Below are 22,146 nucleotides of genomic sequence, written 5' to 3' on the forward strand. Positions count from 1 at the left end.
CCTTGGTCGGGCGAAAGGTTCCCGACCGGGCCTGAAGACGTGCCGTTCCCGCAGGGGCCGTAGTGGGGCGGAGCGCAGGCGAGGCTGCGCAAGCGAGGGATTTCGGCACTATGGAAAAATGACGTGATCCGGCTTCTGCCTGCGAGCATTCTGATAATCGTCGCCCTGGCCGGCGCAGGGATGACAATGGTCGTCTACCGGGCCGAAAACGCCGCCGACCGGATCCGTTTCGAAACCATCGCGCATGCCGCCGCAGACCGCGTCGTCAACCGCACCCGCCAGCACATCGCCCTGCTCGTTTCCACCCACGCCTTCTTCGTCGCCCACGAGAGCGAAGTCTCGCGCGATGCCTTCGCGCGCTTCACCGCCTCGCTGAGCCTGGAGAAGGATTACGAGGGCATCCGCGGCATCGGCTATGCCCGGCTGATCCGCACCGGCGAAGAGGCCGAGGCCGAGCGCGACATCGCCGCCGCCTATGGCATCGAGCGCAGGATCTGGCCGGAGACGACGCTGGACCGTCGCACCCCCATCGTGATGCTGGAGCCGCCGGACGAGATGAACCGGGCCGCTCTCGGCCTGGACATGTTCGCCGAGCAGCACCGGCGCGAGGCGATGCTGGCGGCGCTGGAAAGCGGTGCCCCGCGCGCCAGCGCGCCTGTCGAGCTGGCCCAGGAGATCACCGAGGACAAGCAGGCCGGCTTCCTCGTCTACATCCCCTTCCGCCCGCGCGCGGACGGGCCGGCCGCCGGCTTCGTCTATGCCCCCTTCCGTGCCGGAGACCTTCATGCCGCCGCCCTCGGCGGCCCGGACCGCCTGCCGCTGACCTTCCAGACCCTGGACACGACGGGCGAGGAGGCAGTGCCACTGTACCGCTCGCAAGGCTATGGCGAGAGCGAGGCCTACAAGAACCTGAAGACCCAGAGCGTGGTGGACGTGGCCGGGCGCCAGTGGACCTTCAATGTCCATGCAACGCCGGAGTTCCGGAGCCGGGTCCAGCATCTCTATTCCATGGTGACGGGCGCAATCTCGCTACTGCTGGCGCTCGCGCTGGCCATGTCGACGCGCTTCCAGATCAAGTCCGTGCAGGCGGCGCGCGCGCTGCAGGCCGCCTCGCACAAAGCGGTCCAGGAAAAGGACCTGATGCTTCAGGAGATGAAGCACCGGATCAAGAACTCCATCGCAAGGGTGCTGGCCATCGCCCGCCAGACCGCCGCGGTCTCCGAGACCATCGACGATTTCTCCCAGTCCTTCTCCGCCCGCCTGTCCGCGATGGCGAACGCCCAGGACATGCTGACCCGCTCGCACTGGCGCCAGGCGGACCTGCGCGAGCTGCTGGCCACCGAGCTGAAGCAGGTCCTGGGATCCGACTTCGACGAGCGGATCGACGGGCCGAAGGTGCTGCTCGACGAACGCACCACCCAGGCGCTTGGCCTGACCTTCCACGAACTGGCCACCAACGCCCTGAAATACGGCGGCATCTCCTCCGGCGAAGGCGACCTGCGCATCTCCTGGACGGTGACCGGCCGGCGCAAGCACCGGGAGCTGCGGCTTGACTGGGTGGAAACCTCGTCGGTCCCGATCGAAACCGCCGGTGGGTTCAGCACCGGCTCCGGCTTCGGCACACGCCTGATCGACGCCAATATCCGCGGCGAACTGGGCGGCCAGCTGGAGCGCGAGCTGCGGCCCGAAGGGATGAGCGTGCGCATGGTGATCCCGCTGCACGACGCCTGAACAGGGCCCTCCACACCCCGCCTTTCCGGGAACCTTTTGCCGGCTGCCGCGTTGATACAGGCAAGCCGTTTGCCGCCGTTATCGGGACAGCGCGAACGGCCGGACCGACGCATCGCGGGCAAGCCCGGCGGGGCGGTCCGGAAACCCCGGGGGATGGAGACGCTCTTGTCCGCGACGGATTGGGAAACGGTGCTGGCCAACGCGGCGCGCCTGTCGGTAATCGTGATCGGTCTGCTCGTGGCTATTACCGCCATCGACTACGCCCAGATGATCCTCGCCCCGATCTTCCTTGCCGTGGTCATCGGGCTGATGTTCGGCCCGCTCTCCGACACGATCGAGCAGTTCGGCATTCCCACCTGGATCTCGGCGCTCGGCGTCGTCGCAGCCTTTCTCACCCTCATCGCCATCACCGGGACGGCCTTCGCGGTGCCGCTGTCGGACTGGATGGACAAGCTTCCGGACATCTGGGAGAAGCTGCAGTCGCAGCTGACCAGCTGGCAGGGCGTCATCGCCTCCTTCGGCGGCATACAGGAGGAGCTGCGGTCCGCGCTCGGCCAGACGACCGGCATGAAGGTGGAGGTGGACGACACATCGGCGGTGGAGAGCGTCGCCTATTTCGCCCCGGCGCTGATGGCGCAGATCGTGCTCTTCCTGGCCAGCATGTATTTCTTCATCGCCACGCGGAAGCAGTTCCGCGAAGCGGTGCTCGCCTTCTGCCCGACCTCGGCCCTGCGCGCCAGCGCAAGGCGCATCTTCGAGGACATCGAGACCCGGGTGTCGCGCTATCTGCTGTCGATCACCGCGGTCAACATCATCCTCGGCCTCGCCGTGTCGCTGGCCCTGTGGGTGCTGGGCGTGCCCTCGCCGATGCTGTGGGGCCTGCTCGCCGGCGTGCTCAACTACGTGATCTATATCGGCCCGGCGGTCATGGCCCTGCTGCTGACCGGCGTCGGCCTGGCCACGTCGGACACGACCTTCGGCATCCTCGCCCCGCCGCTGGTCTATCTGTCCCTCAACCTGCTGGAGGCGCAGTTCCTGACCCCGGCAGTGCTGGGCCGCACGATGACGCTCAACCCCTTCGTGGTGCTGCTGGCCATCGCCCTGTGGATCTGGCTGTGGGGACCGGTGGGCGGCTTCATCGCCGTCCCCTGCCTGCTGATCCTCGACACGGTGCTGACCAACATGCTGCCGCTGAACGAGGTGACCGACGCAGCGCAAAGCGAAGCCTCGCCCATCGGCGTGGCCGTACCGCCGCCGAGCGCCGGCCCGTCTCAGGCGCCGGCCGCCCCCTCCGGCAGCGCATAGGTGGTCACGAACTGGCCCTCCAGCCGGTGCGCCGCGATGGGAATGTCGTAGATCGCCGTCAGGTTGGCGCCGGTCATGACCTCCTCGGCGCTGCCGTGGCACAGGACCCGCCCCTGTTTCATGCCGATGACGCGGTCGGAGAAATTGCCCGCGATGTTGATGTCGTGCAGCACGACCACCACCGCCTTGCCGAAGCGCCGCGAGGCATCGCGCAACAGGTGCATCATCGACACCGCATGGCGGATGTCGAGGCTGGCGAGCGGCTCGTCGAACAGCATGTAGTCCGTGTCCTGCGCCAGCACCATGGCGACATAGGCGCGCTGGCGCTGGCCGCCGGACAGCTCGTCCAGGAAGCGGCCCGCAATCGGCTCCAGCCCGAGATAGGAGAGCGCCCGGCCGATCATCGCATGGTCCGCCTCCCCCAGCCTCCCGCGCGAATGCGGATAGCGGCCGAAGGCGACCAGATCGCGCACGGTGAGCCGGGCGGCGATGCTGTTGTCCTGCTTCAGGACCGACAGGCGGCGCGACAGCTCCTCCCCAGGCGTGGCGGCGACATCCAGCCCGTCGACGGTGACCGTGCCGCGATCGGCAGCAAGCAGCCGCGCGATCAGGCCGAGCAGCGTCGACTTGCCCGCCCCGTTCGGCCCGATGATGCCGGTGAGCCCGCCGCGCGGGATGGTCAGGCTGACGCCGTCGACGACGACATGCCCGTCATAGGCCTTGGTCAGTCCCTCGATCTCGATCAACGCGCCATTCCCCTCAGCAGCATGACGATGAACAGGATGCCGCCGATGAACTCGGTGACGATGCCGACCGCCGAGCCGAAGCCCAGCAGCTGTTCCAGCACCAGCTGGCCGCCGGCCAGCAGCAGGATGCCGATGAGCGCCGCCCCGGCCAGCACATGCGCATGGCGGAAGCCCGGCACCAGGAGATAGGCAACATTGGCGACCAGCAGGCCGAAGAAGCTGACCGGCTCGAAGCCGTTGAGCGGGCCGACAAGGGCGGTGGCGACGCAGACCTGCAGCGAGACGAGGATCAGGATCAGCGAGACGGTGCGCCGGTAGTCGATGCCCAGATTGATCGCCTGGTCGCGGCCGAGCAGCAGCACGTCGAGCCGGCCGCGCAGGCGCCACAGCACCACCGACACGGCGACAATCACCAGCGTGGCGATACCCAGAAGGTCCGGCGCGACGCCGTTGAAGCTGGCGAAGAGGCGGTCCTGCAGCACGACGAATTCGTTCGGATCGATGATCCGCTGCAACAGCACCATGGTGCCGCGGAACAGCAGGCCGAAGACGACGCCGACCAGCAGCAGCACCTGCAGGCCCCGCCGCGCGCCGAGGAACAGCCAGCGATAGAGCACCAGCGAGAACGCGAGCATCGCCGCCGTTTCCACCACGAAGAGCAGCCGGGTGTCGACGCTGGCGAGCCGCGCGGAGCCGAGGAAGAAGACGAAGCACGTCTGCAGCAGCGCATAGAGCGCGTCGAACCCCATGATCGACGGGGTGAGGATGCGGTTGCCGGCAATCGTCTGGAAGATCACCGTCGAGATGGCGATGGCGCTCGCCACCACGCAGATCGCCAGCAGCTTGCGCCCGCGAAAGGCGAGCGCGAACTCCCAGTTGCCCTTGACCCCGACGGTCATGAAGGCAACCGCGACGACGAGAACCGCCAGCGCCAGCAGGGACAGGACCACGGCGGGCCGGCGCAAGCTGTCCTTGAGGCCACGGCCGGAGGGCGCGGCCGGGAGAGCGCGATCATGCGGCACGGGAGGGACGTCCCAGTAGGAGGTAGAGGAAGACGAGACTGCCGAGCACGCCGAAGACGGTGCCGGCCGGGATCTCGTAGGGCGCGACGATGAGGCGGCCGGCAATGTCGCAGGCGAGCACCAGACCGGCACCGCAAAGCGCCATCCACGGCAGCGAGCGACGCAGGTTGTCGCCCATGGCAAGGCTGACGAGATTGGGCACCACCAGCCCGAGGAAGGGAATCGAGCCGACGGTCGTCACCACCAGCGCCGAGATCAACGAGACGATGACGAGGCCGACAATGAGCGTGCGCCCGTGGTCGAGGCCGAGATTGCGGCTCATGTCGCGCCCGAGGCCGGCAATGGTGAAGCGGTCGGCGGCGAGATAGGCAGGGACGCTCAAGGCGAGCGTCAGCCACAAGAGCTCGTAGCGGCCGGCAATCACCACCGAGAAGTCGCCGTTGCGCCAGGCGCCGAGCGACTGGATCAGCCCGTAGTGATGGGCGATGTAGGCGGTGAGCGAGCCGATGATGCCGCCGAACATGATGCCGGTAAGCGGCACGAGAAGCGGCGAGCCGGGCGGTATCGCACGCAGCAGGCGCAGGAACAGCGCCGTGCCGGCGCAGGCAAAGCCGGCGGCGACCAGCGACTTCACCACCACCGGGCTACCTGGAAAGAACAGCAGCATCACCAGCATGCCGAGGCCGGCGGCCTCCGTGGTGCCGGCGGTGGTCGGCTCGACGAAGCGGTTGCGCGTCAGCATCTGCATGATGACGCCGGCAATCGCCAGGCACGAGCCGGCAAGCATCAGGGCGGCGGTGCGCGGCAGCCGGCTCTCGAGAAGCGCGACCAGGGCCGCCTCGCGCGTTGCCGGGTCGAGTAGCCGGCCGGGGGTGAGGTCGGCGACGCCGACGAAGAGGCTGACGCTCGCCAGCGCCAGCAAGGCAAGCAGCCCTGCGGCAAGGCCTCCCGCAGCCCAGCCGTCCGGGGAGCCGAAACGTCTCGTCGCCATGTCAGGTATCGCTGTTCATCGAAGGGGCCGCACGACGGGACGCTCAGTCGAGCGCTGCGGCGATCTCGTCCACCATCGCCTGCATGGCGGTGAGGCCGGTGCCGCTCAAATACCAGCTGTCGGGATCGAGATACACCACCCGGCCGTTGGTCCAGGCCTTGGTCCTGCGGACGATCTCGTTGTCGAGCAGGACGCTGGCCGCCTGCCCGCGCCGGCCGATGGCCGCATCGCGGTCGATGACGAAGAGCGTGTCCGGGTCGGTCTTGAGGAGGAATTCGTAGGAGACCGCCTGGCCGTGGGTCGCGACCGCAAGGTCGGCAGCAGCCGGCGCAACGCCGAACACCGTGTGGATGATGCCGAAGCGCGAACCGGGACCATAGGCGCTCATGCGCCCGCCCGTGGTCATGAGGATGAGGCCGGTGCCGGCGCCCTTCGCCTTGCCCTTGAGCGCAGCGATGGAGGCATCGAGCGCGGCGATGCGGCGCTCGGCCTCCTCCTCGCGCTGGGTGATGCGCGCCAGGAGCCGCACCTTGTCCTTGGCGTCCTCGATATAGCGGGAGGCATCGACCGTGACGTCGACGGTCGGGGCGATGCCGGCAAGCTCGGCATATTTGGCGGCCGAGCGTCCGCCGGTGACGATGAGATCGGGCGCGGCGGCCGCCACCGCCTCGAAATCCGGCTCGAACAGCGAACCGATCTTGGGATAGGCGGCCTCATCGTATTTGCGGAGATAGGCCGGCTTCACCCCTTCCGGCACGCCGGCAACGGGAACGCCCAGCGTATCCAGCGTGTCGAGCGCGGCAAGATCGAAGACGAGGATCGTCTTGGGGCCGAGCGGCACCTCGCTGGTGCCCTGCGCATGTTCGACCGTGATCGTCTCGGCGCGCAGGGGCGCGGCAACGCCGAGCAGCAACGCGCAGGCCGCAAGGGCGGACAGCAGGGAGAAGCGGAAGCGGGGAGCAACTGACATGTCATCCATCCGTTGGATGTGGGAAACGGTCGGCGGGCGAAGCAGGCTCACTCGGTGCAATCGATGGCGAGTTGCACCGCATCGAGCGCGGCAAGGATGCGGGACGTCTGGTGGGTGCGGCCCTCGTATTCCTCGTAGGAAAAGCGCAGGTGACCCTCGCCCTTTTCTTCGACAAGGCCTGCAAGCGCGCGGGCATTGGTCACCATCGCGTTGTTGGCGACCCAGCGGCGACGGGCCTCCACCTCCTCGCCGGCGCGCGCGTCCTGTGGGCCGAACTCTTCCTCCGCGCCTCCGACGGTGACGCGCAGGCCCGGCACGGGCGCATCGGCGGAAGCTGCCGGCGGGCGGGCGAGAAGACGGTCAAGGTCGGCCAGGATCTGACGGTCGTCGACCCAGATCGACGGGCTGCTGGCCGCATAGCAGGCAAAGCTGTCCGGATCCGTGACGAGGCGGTGCAGCACCATCAGCCCGCCGAGCGAATGGCCGAACAGGGTCTGCGGCCCGGTCCGACCGCCCAGCGCCTCGCGCACCAGCGGCTTCATCTCGTCCTCGATGAGGGCAAGGAAGGCATCGCCGCCGCCGAGTTTCGGCCAGGGCCGGCCATTGGGTCGCTCCGGCATGACATGGACGCCGTCCGCTCGCGCGGTCGGCGGGGTCATGTCGTAAACGCGCCGGTCGACGCTGGCGCGGCCCCTCGGCCAGGCGATGGCGGCGACCGCGACCGGCGAACGGCCCGTGCGGGCCGCGAGCCCGTTGAGCGTGCGGGCAATGTCGGCGAGAAGCGCGAAACTGTCCTCGCCGTCGAAACTGTAGAGCACCGGCCAGCCGCCGGCCGGCGCCTCTCCGTCCGGGCGCAACAGCAACAGGCGGAACGGCTCGCCGCTCGCCTTCGCCGTGAAGGCGATCTCCTCCGCCCCCTCGATCCGCACGGGCTCGGAGGCGCGCGCAGGGGTGCCGGCCGCGATCAGCGCGGCAAGAGTGCCAGCCGCGATCAGCGCGGCGAGGCAAGGCACGATCAGGGATCGCAGGGCAGGCAGCGACATCGAGGCTCAGTCCTTGGGTTGCCAGACGATCTCCGGCTTTTCCCGCCAGGAGAAGCGCTCGAGATGGTCGTGGACGACGAACTTGGTGCGCGCCAGCGTCTCCTCGGTCTCCGAGACGCATTCGATCTTCAGCTGCTCCGCATCCGCCCACAGGCGGCAGTCGCCGAAGGGAAAGTCGACCTCGCCGCGGGTCGCATCGAAACGGGCCTCCACCTTGTGGGCGAAGTGCTTGCACAGCTGCTGCAGGTAGCGCGATGCGTTGGCGGTGGTCACCGTTGTCTGAATGCCCGGCATGAATGGCTGTCCGCTATCAGGTTGCGCGGGACGGGGCGAAGAGAAGTCTCCGTCCCGTCCGTGTCGTTTGGTGCTTCCCCGGGGAAGCGATCAGAACTTCGCCGAGAGCCGGAAGGTCGCGCTGCGCGGCTCGCCGTAGAAGTTGAACACCGAGTTCCCGCCGACGCGCGAATAGTACTTCTCGTCGAAGATGTTGTTCACGTTCAGCGTCGCGGTGAAGTTGTCGTTGATCCGGTAACCGGCCATCAGGTCGGCGGTGACATAGCCCGGCGCCTTGATGGTGACGCCGCCCGACACGCTCGAGAACGAGCTGAACGCGGTGACGCCGCCGCCCACGAACACGCCCTCGAAGGCCCCGAAGCGCTCGTCGAACGAGTACTTGGTCCACAGCTGGAACATGTGCTGCGGGGTGTAGGTGCTGAAGGTCTGGCCGGCCTGGGCCGTGTTGAGATAGGTGCTGTCGGTATAGGTGTAACCGCCGGCGATCTCCCAGCCCGGCAGCGGCGAGCCCGACGCCTCGAACTCGATGCCCTGCACCTCGACCTCGCCCTGGGCGATGGAGGCGCCCGGCGTGGTCGGGTCGGCGACCGCGCGGTTCGTGTCGCGCAGGTTGAAATAGGCGAGCGAGGCGTTGACGCCGCTGTCGAACAGCTCCGCCTTCAGGCCCGCCTCGTACTGCCGGCCCTCGCGCGGGTCGATCATGTTGCCGGCCACGTCGGTCGCGGTCTGCGGCTGGAAGATCTCCGTGTAGCTGGAATAGGCGGAGAGCCAGTCGGTCAGGTCGAAGACGACGCCGGCATAGGGCGTGAACTTGGCATCGACGTCCTGCTTGCTCGTGACCGCGCCTGTGACGAGGTTGGTCGTCGAGGCGCTGTACCAGCTCAACCGGCCGCCGCCGATCAGGGTCAGCCGCTCGATCGGCTTCACCCGCAGCTGGCCGTAGACGCCGAAGCGGTCGGAATCGGTGCCCGTCTGGACGTTGTAATTGACCACCGGCTCGGGCAGCGCGGAGTTCCAGTTGTAGATGTTCTGGTTGCCGGCGATGGTGCCGGCGCCCTGCAGCAGCGTGGCGTCGGTGTTCTGGTAGTCGACGCCGACGATGATGTTGTGTTCCTGGCCGAACAGCTCGAACGGCTTGCTGACATGCGCATCGAGAGCGAGCGAGCCAGCCTTGTAGTCGCGCGCCAGCCAGCGGGTGTCGGCCGTGTCGCCGCCGCCGGAGATGATGTTGCCGCCCGCGCCCACATAGCCGTTGGCCCAGGCGTAGAGGAAGTCGACATCCGTATCCTGGTAGCGGGCCGAGACCTTGGCATGGCCGCCGTCGTCGAACTTGTGCTCCAGCTCGGCGATGTAGTCGGTGACGGAATTGTCGAACTGGTTCCAGTCGGCGCCGGTGAAGGTGGAGCGGTCGAGGTCGAGCAGGCCGCCCGTCTGCGTCGTCGGCAGGCCGTTGAACGGGGTGATGTCGCGGACCTGGTGGCTGACCGAGAAGGTGGCCGTGGTGCTCTCGCCGATATCGGCCTGGATCGTGCCGTAGGCGACGCCGACGCCGTTCTCGGTCGTGTCGACGAAGCCCTTGTCGTGCTGCAGCACGCCGACGAAGCGGCCGCGCACCGAGCCCGATTCGTTGAGACGGCCGGTCACGTCGACCTCGCCGCGCTTGTGCTCCCAGGAGCCGAAAGCGCCCTCGAAGCGGGCCTCGAAATCGCTCTTGGCCTGCTTCAGGCGCATGTTGATGGCGCCCGCCGGCTCGCCCGCCCCGCCGAACAGGCCGGCCGGACCGCGCAGGATTTCCACATGGTCGATGATTGCCATGTCGGGCTGGGTGCCGTAGACGCTCGACAGCGGCGCAGGCAGGCCGTTGAAGTAGAGATTGTCGAACTCGAAGCCGCGCGAGAACAGGCTGGACCGGCCGTTGTCGTTGTTGAGCACGACGATGCCCGGGGTCTCCCGCAGGGCCGTGTCGAGCGAGGTGTAGCCGCCGTCCTCCAGCCGCTCCCGGGTCAGGACGGTGGTCGACTGCGGGATCTGGCGGACGGGCACGACGTCCTTCTCGCCGACGCTGACGAGATTGGTGGTGTAGCTGTCGCTCTCGTCCGTCTCGTAGCTGGCGCCCTGCACGACGATGCGATCGAGCACCGTCGGTGCCACGTCCTGCGCGAGCGCCGTAGCGGGAAGGACGAGACCGAGAGCGGTCGTCGCGAGCAGAAGCCGGCCAATCCGGGGCGAAGCCTCGCCCGGTACCGCCTGGTGGCCAATCTTCGTAACCATGTACACCCCCATACACTGCCCGGCAGCCGGTGCCGAGCAGAAACTTGATAAAAACACTCATGTTTGTTAGAGGAAGCACCTGACCAATGCCACCGCCGGACCTTTGCGCAGGCGTCAAAGATGTTTGCGCGGCGCGCGGTGCCCGCAGGACAGGCGGCCGAGCGGTCCGCCGCCGCAGATCGAAGCAGGACCGGAGGCCGTTACCGGCACAATTGTGAGTCCACGACCGAAGATGGCGACCGGCTGCAATATCAGGGACAACGACGTTCTGGCGAACGACCTGCAGGACTGCGCGGCCGTCACGGGCCCCGGGTTCCAGCTGCTGCGGCCGCTGACCTCCTCGCGCTCGGCGGTGCTGCACGGCGACCACCGCATGACGCGCCTGCGCACGGGGCTGAACGTGCACACCTCCGACACGGTGACGCTGCAGGACATCGCCACCACCATCGAGCAACCGCCCGGCCTGACGCTGATGCTGTTCCTGGACGGCGGCGTCGACGCGACCATCGGCGGGGTGCCGCTCAATGTCGGCCGGCACGAGAACGAGCCGGTGCGCGGCGTGATGATCTCGCGCACCCGGCCCGACCGGTTCGTCCGACATGCCCGCAAGGGCGACCGGCTGCGCAAGGTGATCGTCACCATGTCACCGCAATGGCTGGCCGAAAGCGGCATCGACGACATTGCCGGGCGCGAGACGGTGCGCACGTTCTGCGACACCCATCTTGCCCGCTTCGACTGGGTGGCCAGCCCGGCGATGATCGCCATTGCCGAGCAGATGCTGCATCCCCCGCATGACGGCAGCTTTTCCGAGAGCCTGTATCTGGAAAGCCGGGCGCTCGACCTTGTCGCCGAGGCCTTCGCCGCGCTGGCAAGCGAAGGACGCGAGGCGCTGCGCACCGAGCTGTCGCCGGTCGAGCAGCGCCGCCTGCAGGCGATCAAGGACGTGCTGGCCGACCCGGAGGCCGAGGGCCTGTCGCTGGATCAGCTCGCCCGGCAATGCGGGGTCAGCCTCAGCAAGATGCAGCGCCTGTTTCGCCTCGCCCATGGCGGCACGGTGTCGGAATATGTCCGCAGCACCCGTCTGGTGCGGGCCCGCCAGCTGCTGGAGCGCGAGGGCATCACCGTCGCCGAGGCCGCCCATGCCGCCGGCTACAGCAGCCCGGCCAACTTCGCCACCGCCTTCAAGCGTGCATTCGGCATCTCCCCGCGCGAGGCGCGGCGCAGCGCCCGCGCCTGAAACGGGGCTTCAGCCAGGACGCCGGGCTCCGGCCCACCCACCTCATGCAATCGGCCCGAAAACCGGAAGAAGTTTTCGGGCCGATGCAGGTCTTCAGATCGATCTTTCGTCCTGTGCGCCCTGGAAGGCGCGGCGCGATCTCAGACGCCGAGGAACGGATGCGGCCCGTCGAAGCGGCCGACCGGGATCCAGTGGCTGAGCAGCACGCCGTCGCGTAGCTCGTGCAGCATCATCGCGCCCGGCTCCACCGTCAGGCTGTTGCCGGCATTGGCGCGCTGGTCGAGCGTCACCGCATGCGAGGTGCCGGGGCAGACCTGGCAGATGCGCCCGTCGAGAAGGCCGGCGATAGAGCGGTGCAAGTGACCGCAGACGATCCGCACCTCGCCCTTGTAGCCGGCGATCACGTCCCGAAGCGCGCCCGCATTGTGGAGGTTGTTGGCGTCCATCGCGGCAATGCCGGAAGTGATCGGCGGATGATGCAGGCCGAGCAGCACCGGCTTGTCGCCAAGGACGGCAAGGCGCGCCGACAGGCTCTCCAGGCTCTGCGGCGCCAGCTCGCCATGCGGGCGACCCTCGACCAGGGTATCGAGGCAGATCACCGCGAGGTCGTCGAACTCCGCCACCCAGTCGATGGGACCGCTCGCCGGCATCCAGCCGCTGGAGGCAAGGCTCGCGCGCATCGGCTCGCGGGCGTCGTGATTGCCCGGCACGGCGCGCCAGGGCAGCTGCAGCGGCGCCATGATGTCCTGGAAACGGCGGTATTCCTCTTCGGTACCGTGCTCGGTCACGTCGCCGGTGACGATGACCATCGCCACCGGGCCGATGGCCGGCAGCCAGCGGTTGATGGTGGCGACCGTATCGGCAAGCGCTGCTGCGGTATCGACCTTCTCGTAGGCCAGCTGGCCCTCGGGAACGATATGAATGTCTGAAATCTGGATGATCTTGGTCATGCGAAGAACAGCTCCCTGAGCTGGGATTTACGAACGGTCCTGGGGAAGAACGAGAAGATCGCCGGCATCGATACGCAGGCGAACCGCCTCGCCCGGACGCGGCGCCTGCCGGCCGGGATGCGTGGCGAACAGCGTCTCGTTCGTAACGCCGGCAATGCCGATCCGGTAGTGCCCGCCGGAAAAGGCGACCGTCTCGACCGTGCCCGACAGCGGGCCGGCCTCGTCCAGATGCACGTCCTCGGCACGCACGAACACCTCGACGCCGGCCGATCCGGCCGGCAGCGGCAGGTGGCCGCCGGGCAGCACCAGACGCCCGTCGACGATGGAGCCGGGAAGCGGCATGGCATTGCCGATGAAGCGGGCGACAAAGGCGGAAACCGGCGTGCGGTAAAGCTCCTCCGGCGGTCCGACCTGCTGCATCTGTCCATGCGACATGACCGCGATGCGGTCGGCGATGGCAAGCGCCTCAGCCTGGTCGTGGGTGACGAAGACGGCGGTGATGCGGAACTGGCGCAGCATGGCGGCGAGCTCGTCGCGCAGGCTGTCGCGCAGCGCCGCATCCAGCGCCGACAGCGGCTCGTCGAGCAGCAGGATGCGCGGGCGCGGCGCCATGGCACGGGCCAGCGCCACGCGCTGCCGCTGGCCGCCGGACAGCGCGGTCACCGCACGCTCGGCATAGTCGCCGAGCCGGCACAGGGCCAGCACCTCGTCGACGCGCTGCTCGCGCTCGGCCTTCGGGACCTTCCGCACCTTGAGGCCATAGCCGATATTCGCCCTGACCGACATGTTGGGGAACAGGGCGTAGGACTGGAACACCATGCCGACATTGCGGTGCTCGACAGCAAGACGGGTCACGTCCTCGTCGTCGAAACGCACCTCGGTACCGGCATCCGGCGTCTCCAGCCCGGCGATGATGCGCAGCAGCGTGGTCTTGCCGCAGCCCGAGGGGCCGAGCAGCGACAGGATCTCGCCCTCGCCGACCGTCAGGTCGGTCGGCAGCAGGGCACGGGTGCCGTCGGGATAGGTCTTGCTGGCGTTGCGAATGGTCAGCGTCATCGGGAAATCCTCTGTGCCCTGTCGGTGGCCCACTGCATCGCCATCAGCAGCGGCACGATCATCACGAAGAAGACGAGCGTGTAGGCCGAGGCGATCTCCAGGCGCATCGAGGCGTAGCTATCGGCCAGGCCCACGGGCAGCGTCTTCAGATAGGGGGTGTGCAGCATCCAGGTCAGGTTGAACTCGCCGATCGACAGCGTGACCACGGTCAGCGCGCCGGCGAGAATGCCCGGCATGGCATTGGGCACGACGATGGTGCGGAAGCGCGTGGGAGCCGAAGCGCCGAGCGTTGCCGCGCTCTCTTCCAGCGACTTCAGGTCCATCGCCATCAGCACGGCCAGCACCGACCGCACCATGAAGGGCAGCGTGTAGAGCACATGGCCGACCAGGATGAAGGTCCACGACGTGCGGAAGCCCGTCATCGAGCCGTAGAGCTGCAGCAGGGCGAGCGCCAGCGCAAGGCCCGGCACCGCCAGCGGCAGCGAGATGAACTCCTCGAGAACCCGCGACATGCGGCCGGGATTCTTGGCCAGCGCATAGGCCGCCGGCACGCCGATCACCAGGGTCACGGCAAGACAGGCGATGGCAAGGCCCATCGACAGCAGGATGCTGTCCGCATAGAGCCGCCAGACCTCGTCGACCCAGCGCAGGGTCATGCCCGACGACAGGCCGCGGAAATAGTTGACGGTGAGGCCGGCAAGGATCGACTGGATCGCCGGGACGATGAGGAAGGCGGCCGTCAGAAGGGTGACGGCCAGCTGCAGGAAACGGGGGAGGGTCAGGCGCATCGCATCAGCCTCCCGCCGCGACGGTGGCACCGGCGAAACTGCGCGCGACCAGCAGCAGAACCCAGGTGGCAATGCCGAGCAGCACCGACAGGGCCGAGGCCATGGCGATGTTCGCCGACAGGGTGAACTCGGTGTAGATCACCATCGGCAGCACGTCGATGTCGGTCGCCAGCGTGAAGGCCGTCCCGAAGGCGCCCATGGCGGTGGCGAAGGCGATCGCGCCGGCTGCGACCAACGAGGGCGCCAGTCCGGGCAGGATCACGTCGAAGATGATCCGGTAGGGCGAGGCACCGAGCGTGCGCGCGGCTTCCTCCAGCGAGGGATCCAGCTTCTCCGTCGCTGCCATCACCGTCAGCAGCACACGCGGGATCGAAAAGTAGAGATAGCCCAGGAACAGGCCGAGCAGCGAATAGGCGAAGACCACATGGCCCGGCAGCATCATGTTGAACAGGCCCTGGCGGCCGCCCAGCAGGATGATCAGGAAGCCGACCACCACGCCGGGAAAGGCAAGCGGCAGGGTCAGGATCGACAGCAGCGCGCCGCGTCCGGGAAAGCGGTTGCGGGCCAGGAACAGCCCCGCGGTGGTGGAGATCGCGAGTGCCACGACGCTCACCGCCAGCGAGACGAGCACCGTCTGCAGCAGCGTCTGGAGATAGCGCGGTGTCTGCAGGATCTGCAGGTAGATACCCCAGCCCTCGGCCCCCTCGCCAGACGCCATCACCAGCCGCACCAGGGGCAGGGCAAGAAAGGCGAGCGAGAAGACGGCGAGCGGCAGCAGGCAGAGCGCAATGAAAGTGCGATTGGCCATGGCGGTCCGTCGTCATGTTCATGTCGGAAAGCCCGCGCCGAAACCGGCACGCGGGCGAGAACCACGGATGCCGGGCGCGCGTTGCCGCACGCCCGGCCCCATGGGAGGATGGCAGCGTTACTTGACTTCGTTCAGGTAGCGCTCGCCGAAGGTCGCCTGGGCCTTTTCCATCTCGGCATAGTCGACCGCGACGGCCCGCTCGTAGTCCGAGGCCGGCAGGAACTTGGCGGCAACATCGGCCGGCAGCTCGACCGGACGGGCCGGCTGCAGGTAGGCGTTGGTCCAGATCGCCTGGCCTTCGTCGGAGAGGATGAAGTCGAGCACCTTCTTGCCCGTCTCCTCATGCGGCGCGCCGGCCACAAGGCTCATGACGTAGGGAACGCGGATCGAGCCCTCGCACGGCAGGACGAACTCGAAATTGCCGTCCTCCTCGTACTTGCCGCGATAGGCGTTAAAGTCGTAGTCGAACAGGATCGGGATCTCGCCGGACACGACGCGCGCGAACGAGGTCTGCTTGGGGACCATCGGATCGTTCTGCGCCAGCTCCTTGAAGAACTTGATGGCCGGATCGAAATTCTTCAGGTCGCCGCCGAAGGCGATGTTCGCGGCCACCGCGCCGGCATAGCCGACAAAGGCCGAGGACGGATCGAGATAACCGACCATGCCGCGATACTCGGGCTTCTTCAGGTCGGCGAAGCACTGCGGCACCGGAGCCCCGCCCAGCGCGTCGACATTCACGAAGAAGCCGAGCGTACCGTAATGAACGGCGAACCAGCGGCCGTCGGCATCCTTGAGGCCCGCGGGGATCTCGTCGAAGCCGGCCGGCTTGTAGGCGGTCGCGACGCCCTCGTTGGCGGCCTTGATGCCCGTGGTCACGCCGTAATAGGCAACGTCCGCAACCGGGCTCGCCTTCTCGGCCAGCAGCTGGCTGAGCGCCTGGCCCGAGTTCTTGTTGTCATGCGGCATCTTGACGCCGAGCTTTTCCTCGACGGCCTTCAGCATCGAGGCCCAGTCTGCCCATTGCGGCGGACAGTTGTAGCAAACAGCGTCTTCGGCCTGAGCCGGCAAAACGGCGACCATTGTCATTGCAGTTGCAAGAAGCATATGTTTCACGGCGGTGACTCCTGCGGTTCGGTAGCTCGGGTTACTGTCTCGACGGCGGGGAAGTTGCCGCTTCTCCGCCGTCTGTGCTTCCCGGCGCTGGCGGTCCGAGACTGCCGCCCTGCCGGAAACTGAAAGTCCTGGCCGGATTCGGCCGCGCCGGCGGCGTCTTGCCGGCTAGCCGTGCCAGGACGGTTCTTGCCGCCCCCTCGCCCATAGCCCGCGGATCGGTCACCACGGTGGCAAGGTTCGGCTCCACCATCAGGCCCGTCGAGATGCCGTCGAAACCGACGATCGACAGGTCCTGGGGAATGCGCATGCCAAGGCCTCGCGCCGCCTTCATGGCCGCGAGCGCCAGATAGTCGTTCGATGCGAAGATGCCGGTGACGTCCCTGTGCGCGGACAGCAGCGCGCGCAGCAGCTCCAGCAGCTGGCCCTCCTGCTCGGCGATCTCCAGCAGCACGGGCGGCGCCATGCCGAGCGCAGCGCAGGCCTCGGCAAACCCCTCGAAGCGCTCGCGCGAGCGGTCCGAGCGGCCGAATTCCAGCGCCAGAAAACCGGTGTGCCGATGGCCGAGCCGGGAGAACTCTCGCGCAACGGCGGCCGCGGCCGCCCGGTTGTCGACCGTCCAGGCCGGAAAGCCCTCGCAAGAGCGGTTGTAGACCAGCGCGCAAGGCACCCCGCGCGCCACCACCTGCTGCAGCCCCTCGCTCTCGTCGGCATTGCCGACCGTGACGATCAGCCCGTCGACCTGCTTGGCGAGCAGGGTGCGGATCGCCCGGCTTTCCAGCTCGGCGTCGTAGTCGGAACAGGCAAGGATGAGCTGATAGCCGGCGCGGTTGGCCTCGGCCTGGGCGGCCTGCACCACGTCGGCGAACACCGGATTGGCGAGCGAGGGCACCACGCAGCCGATCGTGCGGGTCGTGCTGCTTTGCAGGGAGCGTCCGAGATCGCTGAACTCGAAGCCGAGTTCGGCGGCGGCGGCGAGCACCTTCTCGCGCGTCTTCTCGCTCGTCGACCCCCGTCCGTTCAGGACGCGGCTGGCCGTCGCGATACCGCAAGCGGCGCGCTCTGCCACATCCTTGATCGTAGGTGGTCGAATTTTCACCAGTCCCTCCCAAGCCGGCTACGGATCGGTACAATACCGCCGAAATCGGAAAATGGAAACGTTTCCATTACACATACAGCGCGCAAATGTCAGTTTGATGAAAGCAAGCGCCTGCCCAAGACGCAGGCAGCCCCGCCCACGGAAGCTGCCGAAACGGCGGCCTCGCCTGTCGTATCAAGGCCTTGGCAGATTTCTGGAGGGTCGGCGCAGGGCGCGAACGGGCGCGCCCTTGCGAAAAAATCTCGAAACAAAAAATGGCGCCGTCCGGGGACGGCGCCATGATCTTGCGCGAAGTGCTCTCCCTCAGCGGGCGAGGATCACGCCCTGCCCCGGCACCACGCGCAGCATCACCTTGGTGCCGGCCGCACGCCGGTCGCCGCCGCGCCGGTGCACTTCGTCCACCAGCACCGAGCGGTCGCCGATCTCCACGAAGTAGCGAATCGTGTCGCCGAGGAACTCGCTGCCCGAGATGGTGCCGGCGATCTCTCCGGCGCCATCATCGGCGAATTCCAGCCCGCGCGGCCGCAGCACGAAGCTCGCCTCGCCTTCGCCATGCGTCCCCTGCAGCGGGATCGACGAGCGCTCGTCGAGCACGAAGCGGCAGGCGCCGTCGCGCACGATCACGCGGCCGTCGAGGATGTTGGCGGTGCCCAGGAACCGCGCCACGAAGCTGTTGGCCGGCTGGTCGTAGACATGGTCGGGCTCGCCGACCTGCTGCACCACCCCGTCCGACAGCACCGCGATTCGGTCGCAGATCGTGTTCGCCTCTTCCTGGTCGTGGGTCACGAAGATCGTCGTGATGCCGAGCCGCCGCTGCAGGGCCAGAAGGTCCTGCCGCATCTGGACGCGCAGGTTGGCGTCGAGATTGGACAGCGGCTCGTCGAGCAGCAGCACCTTGGGCTCGATCACCACGGTGCGGGCCAGCGCCACGCGCTGCTGCTGGCCACCCGACAGCTGCGAGGGATAGCGGTCGGCATAGGCATCGAGCCCGACGAGCTCCAGCGCCTCGCGCACCCGGCGGCGGATCTCCTCCGCCGGCCGACGCCGTTCCTCCAGCCCGTAGGCGACGTTCTGGCGAACGGTCATGTGCGGCCACAGCGCGTAGCTCTGGAACACCATGCCGACATCGCGCTTCCAGGGCTGGAGCCCGATGACGTTGCGCTCGCCGAGCAGGATCTCGCCGCTCGGCCGTGGTCCGAAGCCGGCGATCGCCCGCAACAGGGTCGACTTGCCGGAGCCGGACGGGCCGAGGAAGGCGAAGAACTCGCCGGCCCCGATATCGAGGTCGATGCCCTTGAGCACCTTGGTGGTGCCGAAGGACAGGGTCAGGTTGCGGATCCGGATCGGCGTCGCGCCGCCGGAGGTCCCGGACTGACCGGTGGTCTCAATCGCTTGAAGCATGATCGTGCTCCGTTGTCAGTGCGAGCCGGCGGACGCGGATTGCTCCCGTCGCGCCTTCTCCACGAGATGTTGGGCGAAGTAGGTGGCAAGGCCGACGATCACGACCGTGATCACGCCGAGGGCCGCACCGGGACCGCGCCCCGCCGCCGACTGCATGAACAGGTAGAGGCCGTAGGCGAGCGGCGCGTCGCTTTCCTGCGCCACCAGCATGATCGTCGCCGACAGTTCGACGGCGGCCGTCGCGAAGCTGGTGACAAAGCCGGCGACGAGACCGGCGGCCATCAGCGGCAGCACGATCCTGCGCACCGTGCGCACCTTCGGAGCACCGAGGTTTTCCGAGGCCTCCTCCAGCGACGGGCTCACCTGCTGCAGCGCCGCCGAGCACGAGCGCAGCGCGTAAGGCAGTCGCCGGGTCGCCAGCGCGATGACGATGATGCCCCACCATGTGGCGAGGGGCGCACCGGTGAACGGCATGTCGACGCTGTAGAACAGGCGCAGATAGCCGATGCCGAGCACGACGCCGGGAACCGCGAGCGCGGCCATGGCGATATAGTCCAGCCACTTGCGCCCGATCAGCGTCGTGCGCGCCGCCAGATAAGCGATGGCCGTGCCCAGCAGCACGTCGATCAGCGCGGCGATGCCGGCATAAAGCAGCGTGTTCTTGATGAACGGCCAGGCCTTGTTGACCGCCACCGCATAGTGCTCGGTGGTGAAGCCGTCCGGCAGGACCGAGAAGGACCACACCGTGCCGAGCGACAGCAGCAGCAGGCCGATATGCGGCGCCAGCACGATGGCCAGCAGCGCCAGCACCACGAGATAGCAACCGGCCGTTTCCAGTGCGCCGAGATCCCGCTTGGACAGGCCCCCGCCGCCCTTCTGGGTGGTGGAATAGTCCTTGCCGCGCATCGCGCTGATCGACACCCACATGGCGAAGATCGAGCAGACGATGAGGATGACCGAGATCACGTAGCCCATCGGGTCGGAGATGCCGACCGAGGAGATGCGCAGGTAGGCCTGCGGCGCCAGCATGTTGTTGACGTTCAGCAGCAAGGGCGTGCCGAGGTCGTCGAACACCTTGACGAAGACCAGCGAGGCGCCGGCGATGTAGCCGGGCATGGCCAGCGGCAGCACGATGCGGCGGAACAGCCGCATGCCGTGCGAGCCCAGCATCTGCGCAGATTCCTCCATCGACCGGTCGATGTTGCGAAGGCTCGCCGACAGGTTGATCAGGATGAAGGGGAAGTAGTGGATCGACTGGACGAGGATCACCCCGTTCAGCCCCTCCATGAAGGGCAGCGTGATGCCGAACCAGTCACGCAGCAGCAGGTTGACGCTGCCGTTGGAGCCGAACAGAAGCTGCATCGCCACCGCGCCGATGAAGGGCGGCATGATCAGCGGAACGAAGCCGAGCGTCTGGATCAGCACCGCGCCGCGGAAGTTGAAGCGCGAGGTGATGTAGGCGAGCGGCAGGGCGAAGATGGTGGCGAGCACCACCGACATCGCGGCCACGTAGAAGGAATTGTAGAAGGACTCGCGGAACAGCGCGCTCCGGAAGAAGTCCATGAAGTTGGCCAGCGTCAGCTGGCCGCTGCCGGGATCGGTGAAGGCGACATAGATCACCATCGCCACGGGCAGGATCAGGAAAGCGACAAGGAAGAGCAGGATACCGAGCGCGGCCGTCAGCGGCCCCCAGGATATGCGCTGCCCGAAACTTGCACGCGAAGGGACGGTCGACAGCGCAGCCATGCGCGGTCCTCCTCATCAACGGGCGGATTGTGTGGGACTGAAGGAACCGGAGCGGGCGATCCCGTGCCGGGACCGCCCGCAGACGCTGGTCTTGCGTCAGTTCGCGGACTTCGCCTTCTCGGCCAGGTCCACCGCCTTCGCATAGTTCTCGACGATGCGGGCGTCCCACTCCTGCTCGACCTCGGCCTGGCGGCCGCTGGACTTGTCGTCCTCGCTCTTGCGCTTGGTCGTGAAGATGGCGCCGAAGGCCGGATCGTTCGCCGTCTCCAGGTCGACCGGGGTCCAGGCCACCAGGGCGCGCGCCTCTTTGATCAGGTCCTTGGCCGCCTGCGAACCGCCCTCACCCACGGCCGCCTCGGCCTCGTGGATGGCCTTCACGGCCGCGGCCAGCTCCTTGTGGCGATAGGTGATCATGCTGTCGAACAACGCGTTGACCGCGTTGTAATGCGCCTTGGAGGCTTCGCTGTCGAAGCTCACGCTGGCCTTGATCGTGTCGCCGACGAACGGGTTCGGGAAGCCCTCGGGCGCGTTGGCATAGGCTTCCGGATTGACCGGCAGACGCATGATCTTCGGGTCGAGCAGCAGCTCCTGGCCCTTCGCCGACAGCAGGAAGTCGACGAACTTCTTGGCATTGTCCTCGTTCGGCGCGTTGCTGACGACGCCGACATTGGCCGGCACCAGGGCGGTCACGTCCGGATAGACGAAATCGACCGGGAAGCCCGAGGAACGCGAGGAGAAGCCGAAGAAGTCGATCACCACGCCGAAGCCGAAGGAGCCGGTGTTGACGCCGTCCGGCACGCCGAAGGAGCGCTCGGTGATGGTGTAGGAGTTGCCGCCGATCCACTTGATCTGCTCCCAGCCCTTCTCCCAGCCCTCGCCCTGCAGGATCGTCTCGATCGTCAGGTGCGTGGTGCCGGAGCGCGAGGGCGAGGAAATGCCGACATGGCCGAAATACTGCGCCTTGGTCAGGTCCGACCACTGCTTCGCCGGCTCAAGGCTGTAGGACTGGGCATAGCGGGTGTTCCACATGATGCCGTAGCCCGACAGGGCAAAGCCCGTGTAGAAGCCGTCCGGATCGTTGATCGGATAGGCGCCGATCTTCTCCGGCAGGCCCTCGACCGACGAGGTGTACTTGACCAGGAGGCCATCGGCCTTCAGCACCTCGAACGCGTCCGGAGCCGAGGCCCAGAAGATGTCGGCGGAATTGTTCGACGTCGTTTCCTTCAGGAACTTCACGCCCGAGCTGGTGCTCTTGTTGACCACCTCGACGGTGACGCCGGGATGGGCCTGCTCGAAGGCGTTCTTGTAGACGTCGGTGACGTCGGCCGGATAGGACGTGACGATGGTCAGCTTGTCGCTGGCGAGCGCGAGCGTTGTCATGGACACACTCGCGAACAGAGCGGCCGCCCCCGCGGCTGCTTTCAGGGCAAAAGAGCTCACTTGTATTCCTCCCAATGGATCCGACCTTTGACGGCCGGTGCCCTTTCCCCTCTCAAATGCCGTGCCAGATCCGGAAATCCGGCCGAGAAAATCGATAATCAAAGGATTTCAATCGAATAGAAAATCCGACCGCGGAGG

19 protein-coding genes are annotated in these 22,146 nt (G+C 67.3%); 3 read left to right on the forward strand and 16 right to left on the reverse strand.

Annotation, left to right across the window (positions count from 1 at the left end; genetic code table 11):
* Nucleotides 1-123 precede the first annotated feature (123 nt).
* A complete protein-coding gene (locus H7H34_RS17520) occupies nt 124-1,731 on the forward strand; it encodes a CHASE domain-containing protein (RefSeq protein WP_185925944.1) in 1,608 nt (535 codons plus the stop codon).
* Between the two features lie 165 nt (nt 1,732-1,896).
* Entirely contained in the window at nt 1,897-3,036 is a 1,140-nt protein-coding gene (locus H7H34_RS17525) for an AI-2E family transporter (RefSeq protein ID WP_208996731.1), read from the forward strand.
* On the opposite strand, the gene H7H34_RS17530 is transcribed toward H7H34_RS17525, so the two are convergent.
* From H7H34_RS17530 to H7H34_RS17560, 7 genes are all read right to left on the reverse strand, one after another.
* Nucleotides 3,003-3,782, reverse strand: coding sequence for an iron ABC transporter ATP-binding protein (locus H7H34_RS17530; protein ID WP_185925945.1), 780 nt, complete (start codon nt 3,780-3,782; stop codon nt 3,003-3,005). The genes H7H34_RS17525 and H7H34_RS17530 overlap by 34 nt on opposite strands.
* The gene (locus H7H34_RS17535; RefSeq protein WP_256431593.1) at nt 3,779-4,747 is read right to left on the reverse strand and encodes an iron chelate uptake ABC transporter family permease subunit; all 969 of its coding nucleotides are present in this window, start codon (nt 4,745-4,747) and stop codon (nt 3,779-3,781) included. Before H7H34_RS17535 ends, H7H34_RS17530 begins: the two co-directional genes overlap by 4 nt.
* A 46-nt stretch (nt 4,748-4,793) precedes the next feature.
* A complete protein-coding gene (locus H7H34_RS17540) occupies nt 4,794-5,795 on the reverse strand; it encodes an ABC transporter permease (RefSeq protein ID WP_185925946.1) in 1,002 nt (333 codons plus the stop codon).
* Between the two features lie 43 nt (nt 5,796-5,838).
* On the reverse strand, nt 5,839-6,765 hold the full coding sequence (locus H7H34_RS17545) for a siderophore ABC transporter substrate-binding protein (RefSeq protein ID WP_185925947.1): 927 nt from the start codon (nt 6,763-6,765) through the stop codon (nt 5,839-5,841).
* Nucleotides 6,766-6,812: 47 nt separating this feature from the next.
* The gene (locus H7H34_RS17550) at nt 6,813-7,808 is read right to left on the reverse strand and encodes an alpha/beta hydrolase (RefSeq protein WP_185925948.1); all 996 of its coding nucleotides are present in this window, start codon (nt 7,806-7,808) and stop codon (nt 6,813-6,815) included.
* 6 nt (nt 7,809-7,814) lie between these two features.
* Entirely contained in the window at nt 7,815-8,102 is a 288-nt protein-coding gene (locus H7H34_RS17555) for a DUF2218 domain-containing protein (protein ID WP_067219570.1), read from the reverse strand.
* A 90-nt stretch (nt 8,103-8,192) separates the two neighbouring features.
* On the reverse strand, nt 8,193-10,373 hold the full coding sequence (locus tag H7H34_RS17560; RefSeq protein ID WP_185925949.1) for a TonB-dependent siderophore receptor: 2,181 nt from the start codon (nt 10,371-10,373) through the stop codon (nt 8,193-8,195).
* 232 nt (nt 10,374-10,605) lie between these two features.
* On the opposite strand from H7H34_RS17560, the gene H7H34_RS17565 reads away from it, so the two are divergent.
* The gene (locus tag H7H34_RS17565; protein WP_185925950.1) at nt 10,606-11,610 is read left to right on the forward strand and encodes a helix-turn-helix domain-containing protein; all 1,005 of its coding nucleotides are present in this window, start codon (nt 10,606-10,608) and stop codon (nt 11,608-11,610) included.
* Between the two features lie 140 nt (nt 11,611-11,750).
* Here the strand turns inward: H7H34_RS17565 and H7H34_RS17570 are convergent, their stop codons facing one another.
* From H7H34_RS17570 to H7H34_RS17610, 9 genes are all read right to left on the reverse strand, one after another.
* The gene (locus tag H7H34_RS17570) at nt 11,751-12,560 is read right to left on the reverse strand and encodes a phosphodiesterase (protein ID WP_185925951.1); all 810 of its coding nucleotides are present in this window, start codon (nt 12,558-12,560) and stop codon (nt 11,751-11,753) included.
* 27 nt (nt 12,561-12,587) lie between these two features.
* Nucleotides 12,588-13,616: an ABC transporter ATP-binding protein gene (locus tag H7H34_RS17575; protein WP_185925952.1), complete on the reverse strand. Its 1,029-nt coding sequence runs from the start codon at nt 13,614-13,616 to the stop codon at nt 12,588-12,590.
* Nucleotides 13,613-14,404 (reverse strand): ABC transporter permease, encoded by a 792-nt coding sequence (locus H7H34_RS17580; RefSeq protein WP_120269404.1) that lies wholly within the window; start codon nt 14,402-14,404, stop codon nt 13,613-13,615. Before H7H34_RS17580 ends, H7H34_RS17575 begins: the two co-directional genes overlap by 4 nt.
* Nucleotides 14,405-14,408: 4 nt before the next feature.
* Nucleotides 14,409-15,212: an ABC transporter permease gene (locus H7H34_RS17585; RefSeq protein WP_120269405.1), complete on the reverse strand. Its 804-nt coding sequence runs from the start codon at nt 15,210-15,212 to the stop codon at nt 14,409-14,411.
* Nucleotides 15,213-15,329: 117 nt separating this feature from the next.
* A complete protein-coding gene (locus H7H34_RS17590) occupies nt 15,330-16,316 on the reverse strand; it encodes an ABC transporter substrate-binding protein (RefSeq protein ID WP_208996774.1) in 987 nt (328 codons plus the stop codon).
* Nucleotides 16,317-16,356: 40 nt separating this feature from the next.
* Complete coding sequence (locus H7H34_RS17595; RefSeq protein WP_185925953.1) at nt 16,357-17,421, reverse strand: LacI family DNA-binding transcriptional regulator; 1,065 nt, start codon at nt 17,419-17,421, stop codon at nt 16,357-16,359.
* A 303-nt stretch (nt 17,422-17,724) separates the two neighbouring features.
* On the reverse strand, nt 17,725-18,822 hold the full coding sequence (locus H7H34_RS17600) for an ABC transporter ATP-binding protein (RefSeq protein ID WP_185925954.1): 1,098 nt from the start codon (nt 18,820-18,822) through the stop codon (nt 17,725-17,727).
* A 15-nt stretch (nt 18,823-18,837) separates the two neighbouring features.
* A complete protein-coding gene (locus H7H34_RS17605) occupies nt 18,838-20,568 on the reverse strand; it encodes an ABC transporter permease (RefSeq protein WP_083206194.1) in 1,731 nt (576 codons plus the stop codon).
* 96 nt (nt 20,569-20,664) lie between these two features.
* Nucleotides 20,665-21,948, reverse strand: a complete 1,284-nt coding sequence (locus tag H7H34_RS17610) for an ABC transporter substrate-binding protein (RefSeq protein WP_185925955.1) — start codon at nt 21,946-21,948, stop codon at nt 20,665-20,667.
* Nucleotides 21,949-22,146: the final 198 nt, after the last annotated feature.

This window comes from Stappia sp. 28M-7 (genome assembly GCF_014252955.1).
Classification (GTDB): domain Bacteria; phylum Pseudomonadota; class Alphaproteobacteria; order Rhizobiales; family Stappiaceae; genus Stappia.

What these genes read in the sequence shown, in the direction of transcription:
- H7H34_RS17540 (WP_185925946.1), bottom strand. Translation starts at nt 5,795, where the DNA reads ATGGCGACGAGACGTTTCGGCTCCCCGGACGGCTGGGCTGCGGGAGGC.
- H7H34_RS17545 (WP_185925947.1), bottom strand. Translation starts at nt 6,765, where the DNA reads ATGTCAGTTGCTCCCCGCTTCCGCTTCTCCCTGCTGTCCGCCCTTGCG.
- H7H34_RS17550 (WP_185925948.1), bottom strand. Translation starts at nt 7,808, where the DNA reads ATGTCGCTGCCTGCCCTGCGATCCCTGATCGTGCCTTGCCTCGCCGCG.
- H7H34_RS17555 (WP_067219570.1), bottom strand. Translation starts at nt 8,102, where the DNA reads ATGCCGGGCATTCAGACAACGGTGACCACCGCCAACGCATCGCGCTAC.
- H7H34_RS17560 (WP_185925949.1), bottom strand. Translation starts at nt 10,373, where the DNA reads ATGGTTACGAAGATTGGCCACCAGGCGGTACCGGGCGAGGCTTCGCCC.
- H7H34_RS17565 (WP_185925950.1), top strand. Translation starts at nt 10,606, where the DNA reads ATGGCGACCGGCTGCAATATCAGGGACAACGACGTTCTGGCGAACGAC.
- H7H34_RS17570 (WP_185925951.1), bottom strand. Translation starts at nt 12,560, where the DNA reads ATGACCAAGATCATCCAGATTTCAGACATTCATATCGTTCCCGAGGGC.
- H7H34_RS17575 (WP_185925952.1), bottom strand. Translation starts at nt 13,616, where the DNA reads ATGACGCTGACCATTCGCAACGCCAGCAAGACCTATCCCGACGGCACC.
- H7H34_RS17580 (WP_120269404.1), bottom strand. Translation starts at nt 14,404, where the DNA reads ATGCGCCTGACCCTCCCCCGTTTCCTGCAGCTGGCCGTCACCCTTCTG.
- H7H34_RS17585 (WP_120269405.1), bottom strand. Translation starts at nt 15,212, where the DNA reads ATGGCCAATCGCACTTTCATTGCGCTCTGCCTGCTGCCGCTCGCCGTC.
- H7H34_RS17590 (WP_208996774.1), bottom strand. Translation starts at nt 16,316, where the DNA reads ATGCTTCTTGCAACTGCAATGACAATGGTCGCCGTTTTGCCGGCTCAG.
- H7H34_RS17600 (WP_185925954.1), bottom strand. Translation starts at nt 18,822, where the DNA reads ATGCTTCAAGCGATTGAGACCACCGGTCAGTCCGGGACCTCCGGCGGC.
- H7H34_RS17605 (WP_083206194.1), bottom strand. Translation starts at nt 20,568, where the DNA reads ATGGCTGCGCTGTCGACCGTCCCTTCGCGTGCAAGTTTCGGGCAGCGC.
- H7H34_RS17610 (WP_185925955.1), bottom strand. Translation starts at nt 21,948, where the DNA reads ATGACAACGCTCGCGCTCGCCAGCGACAAGCTGACCATCGTCACGTCC.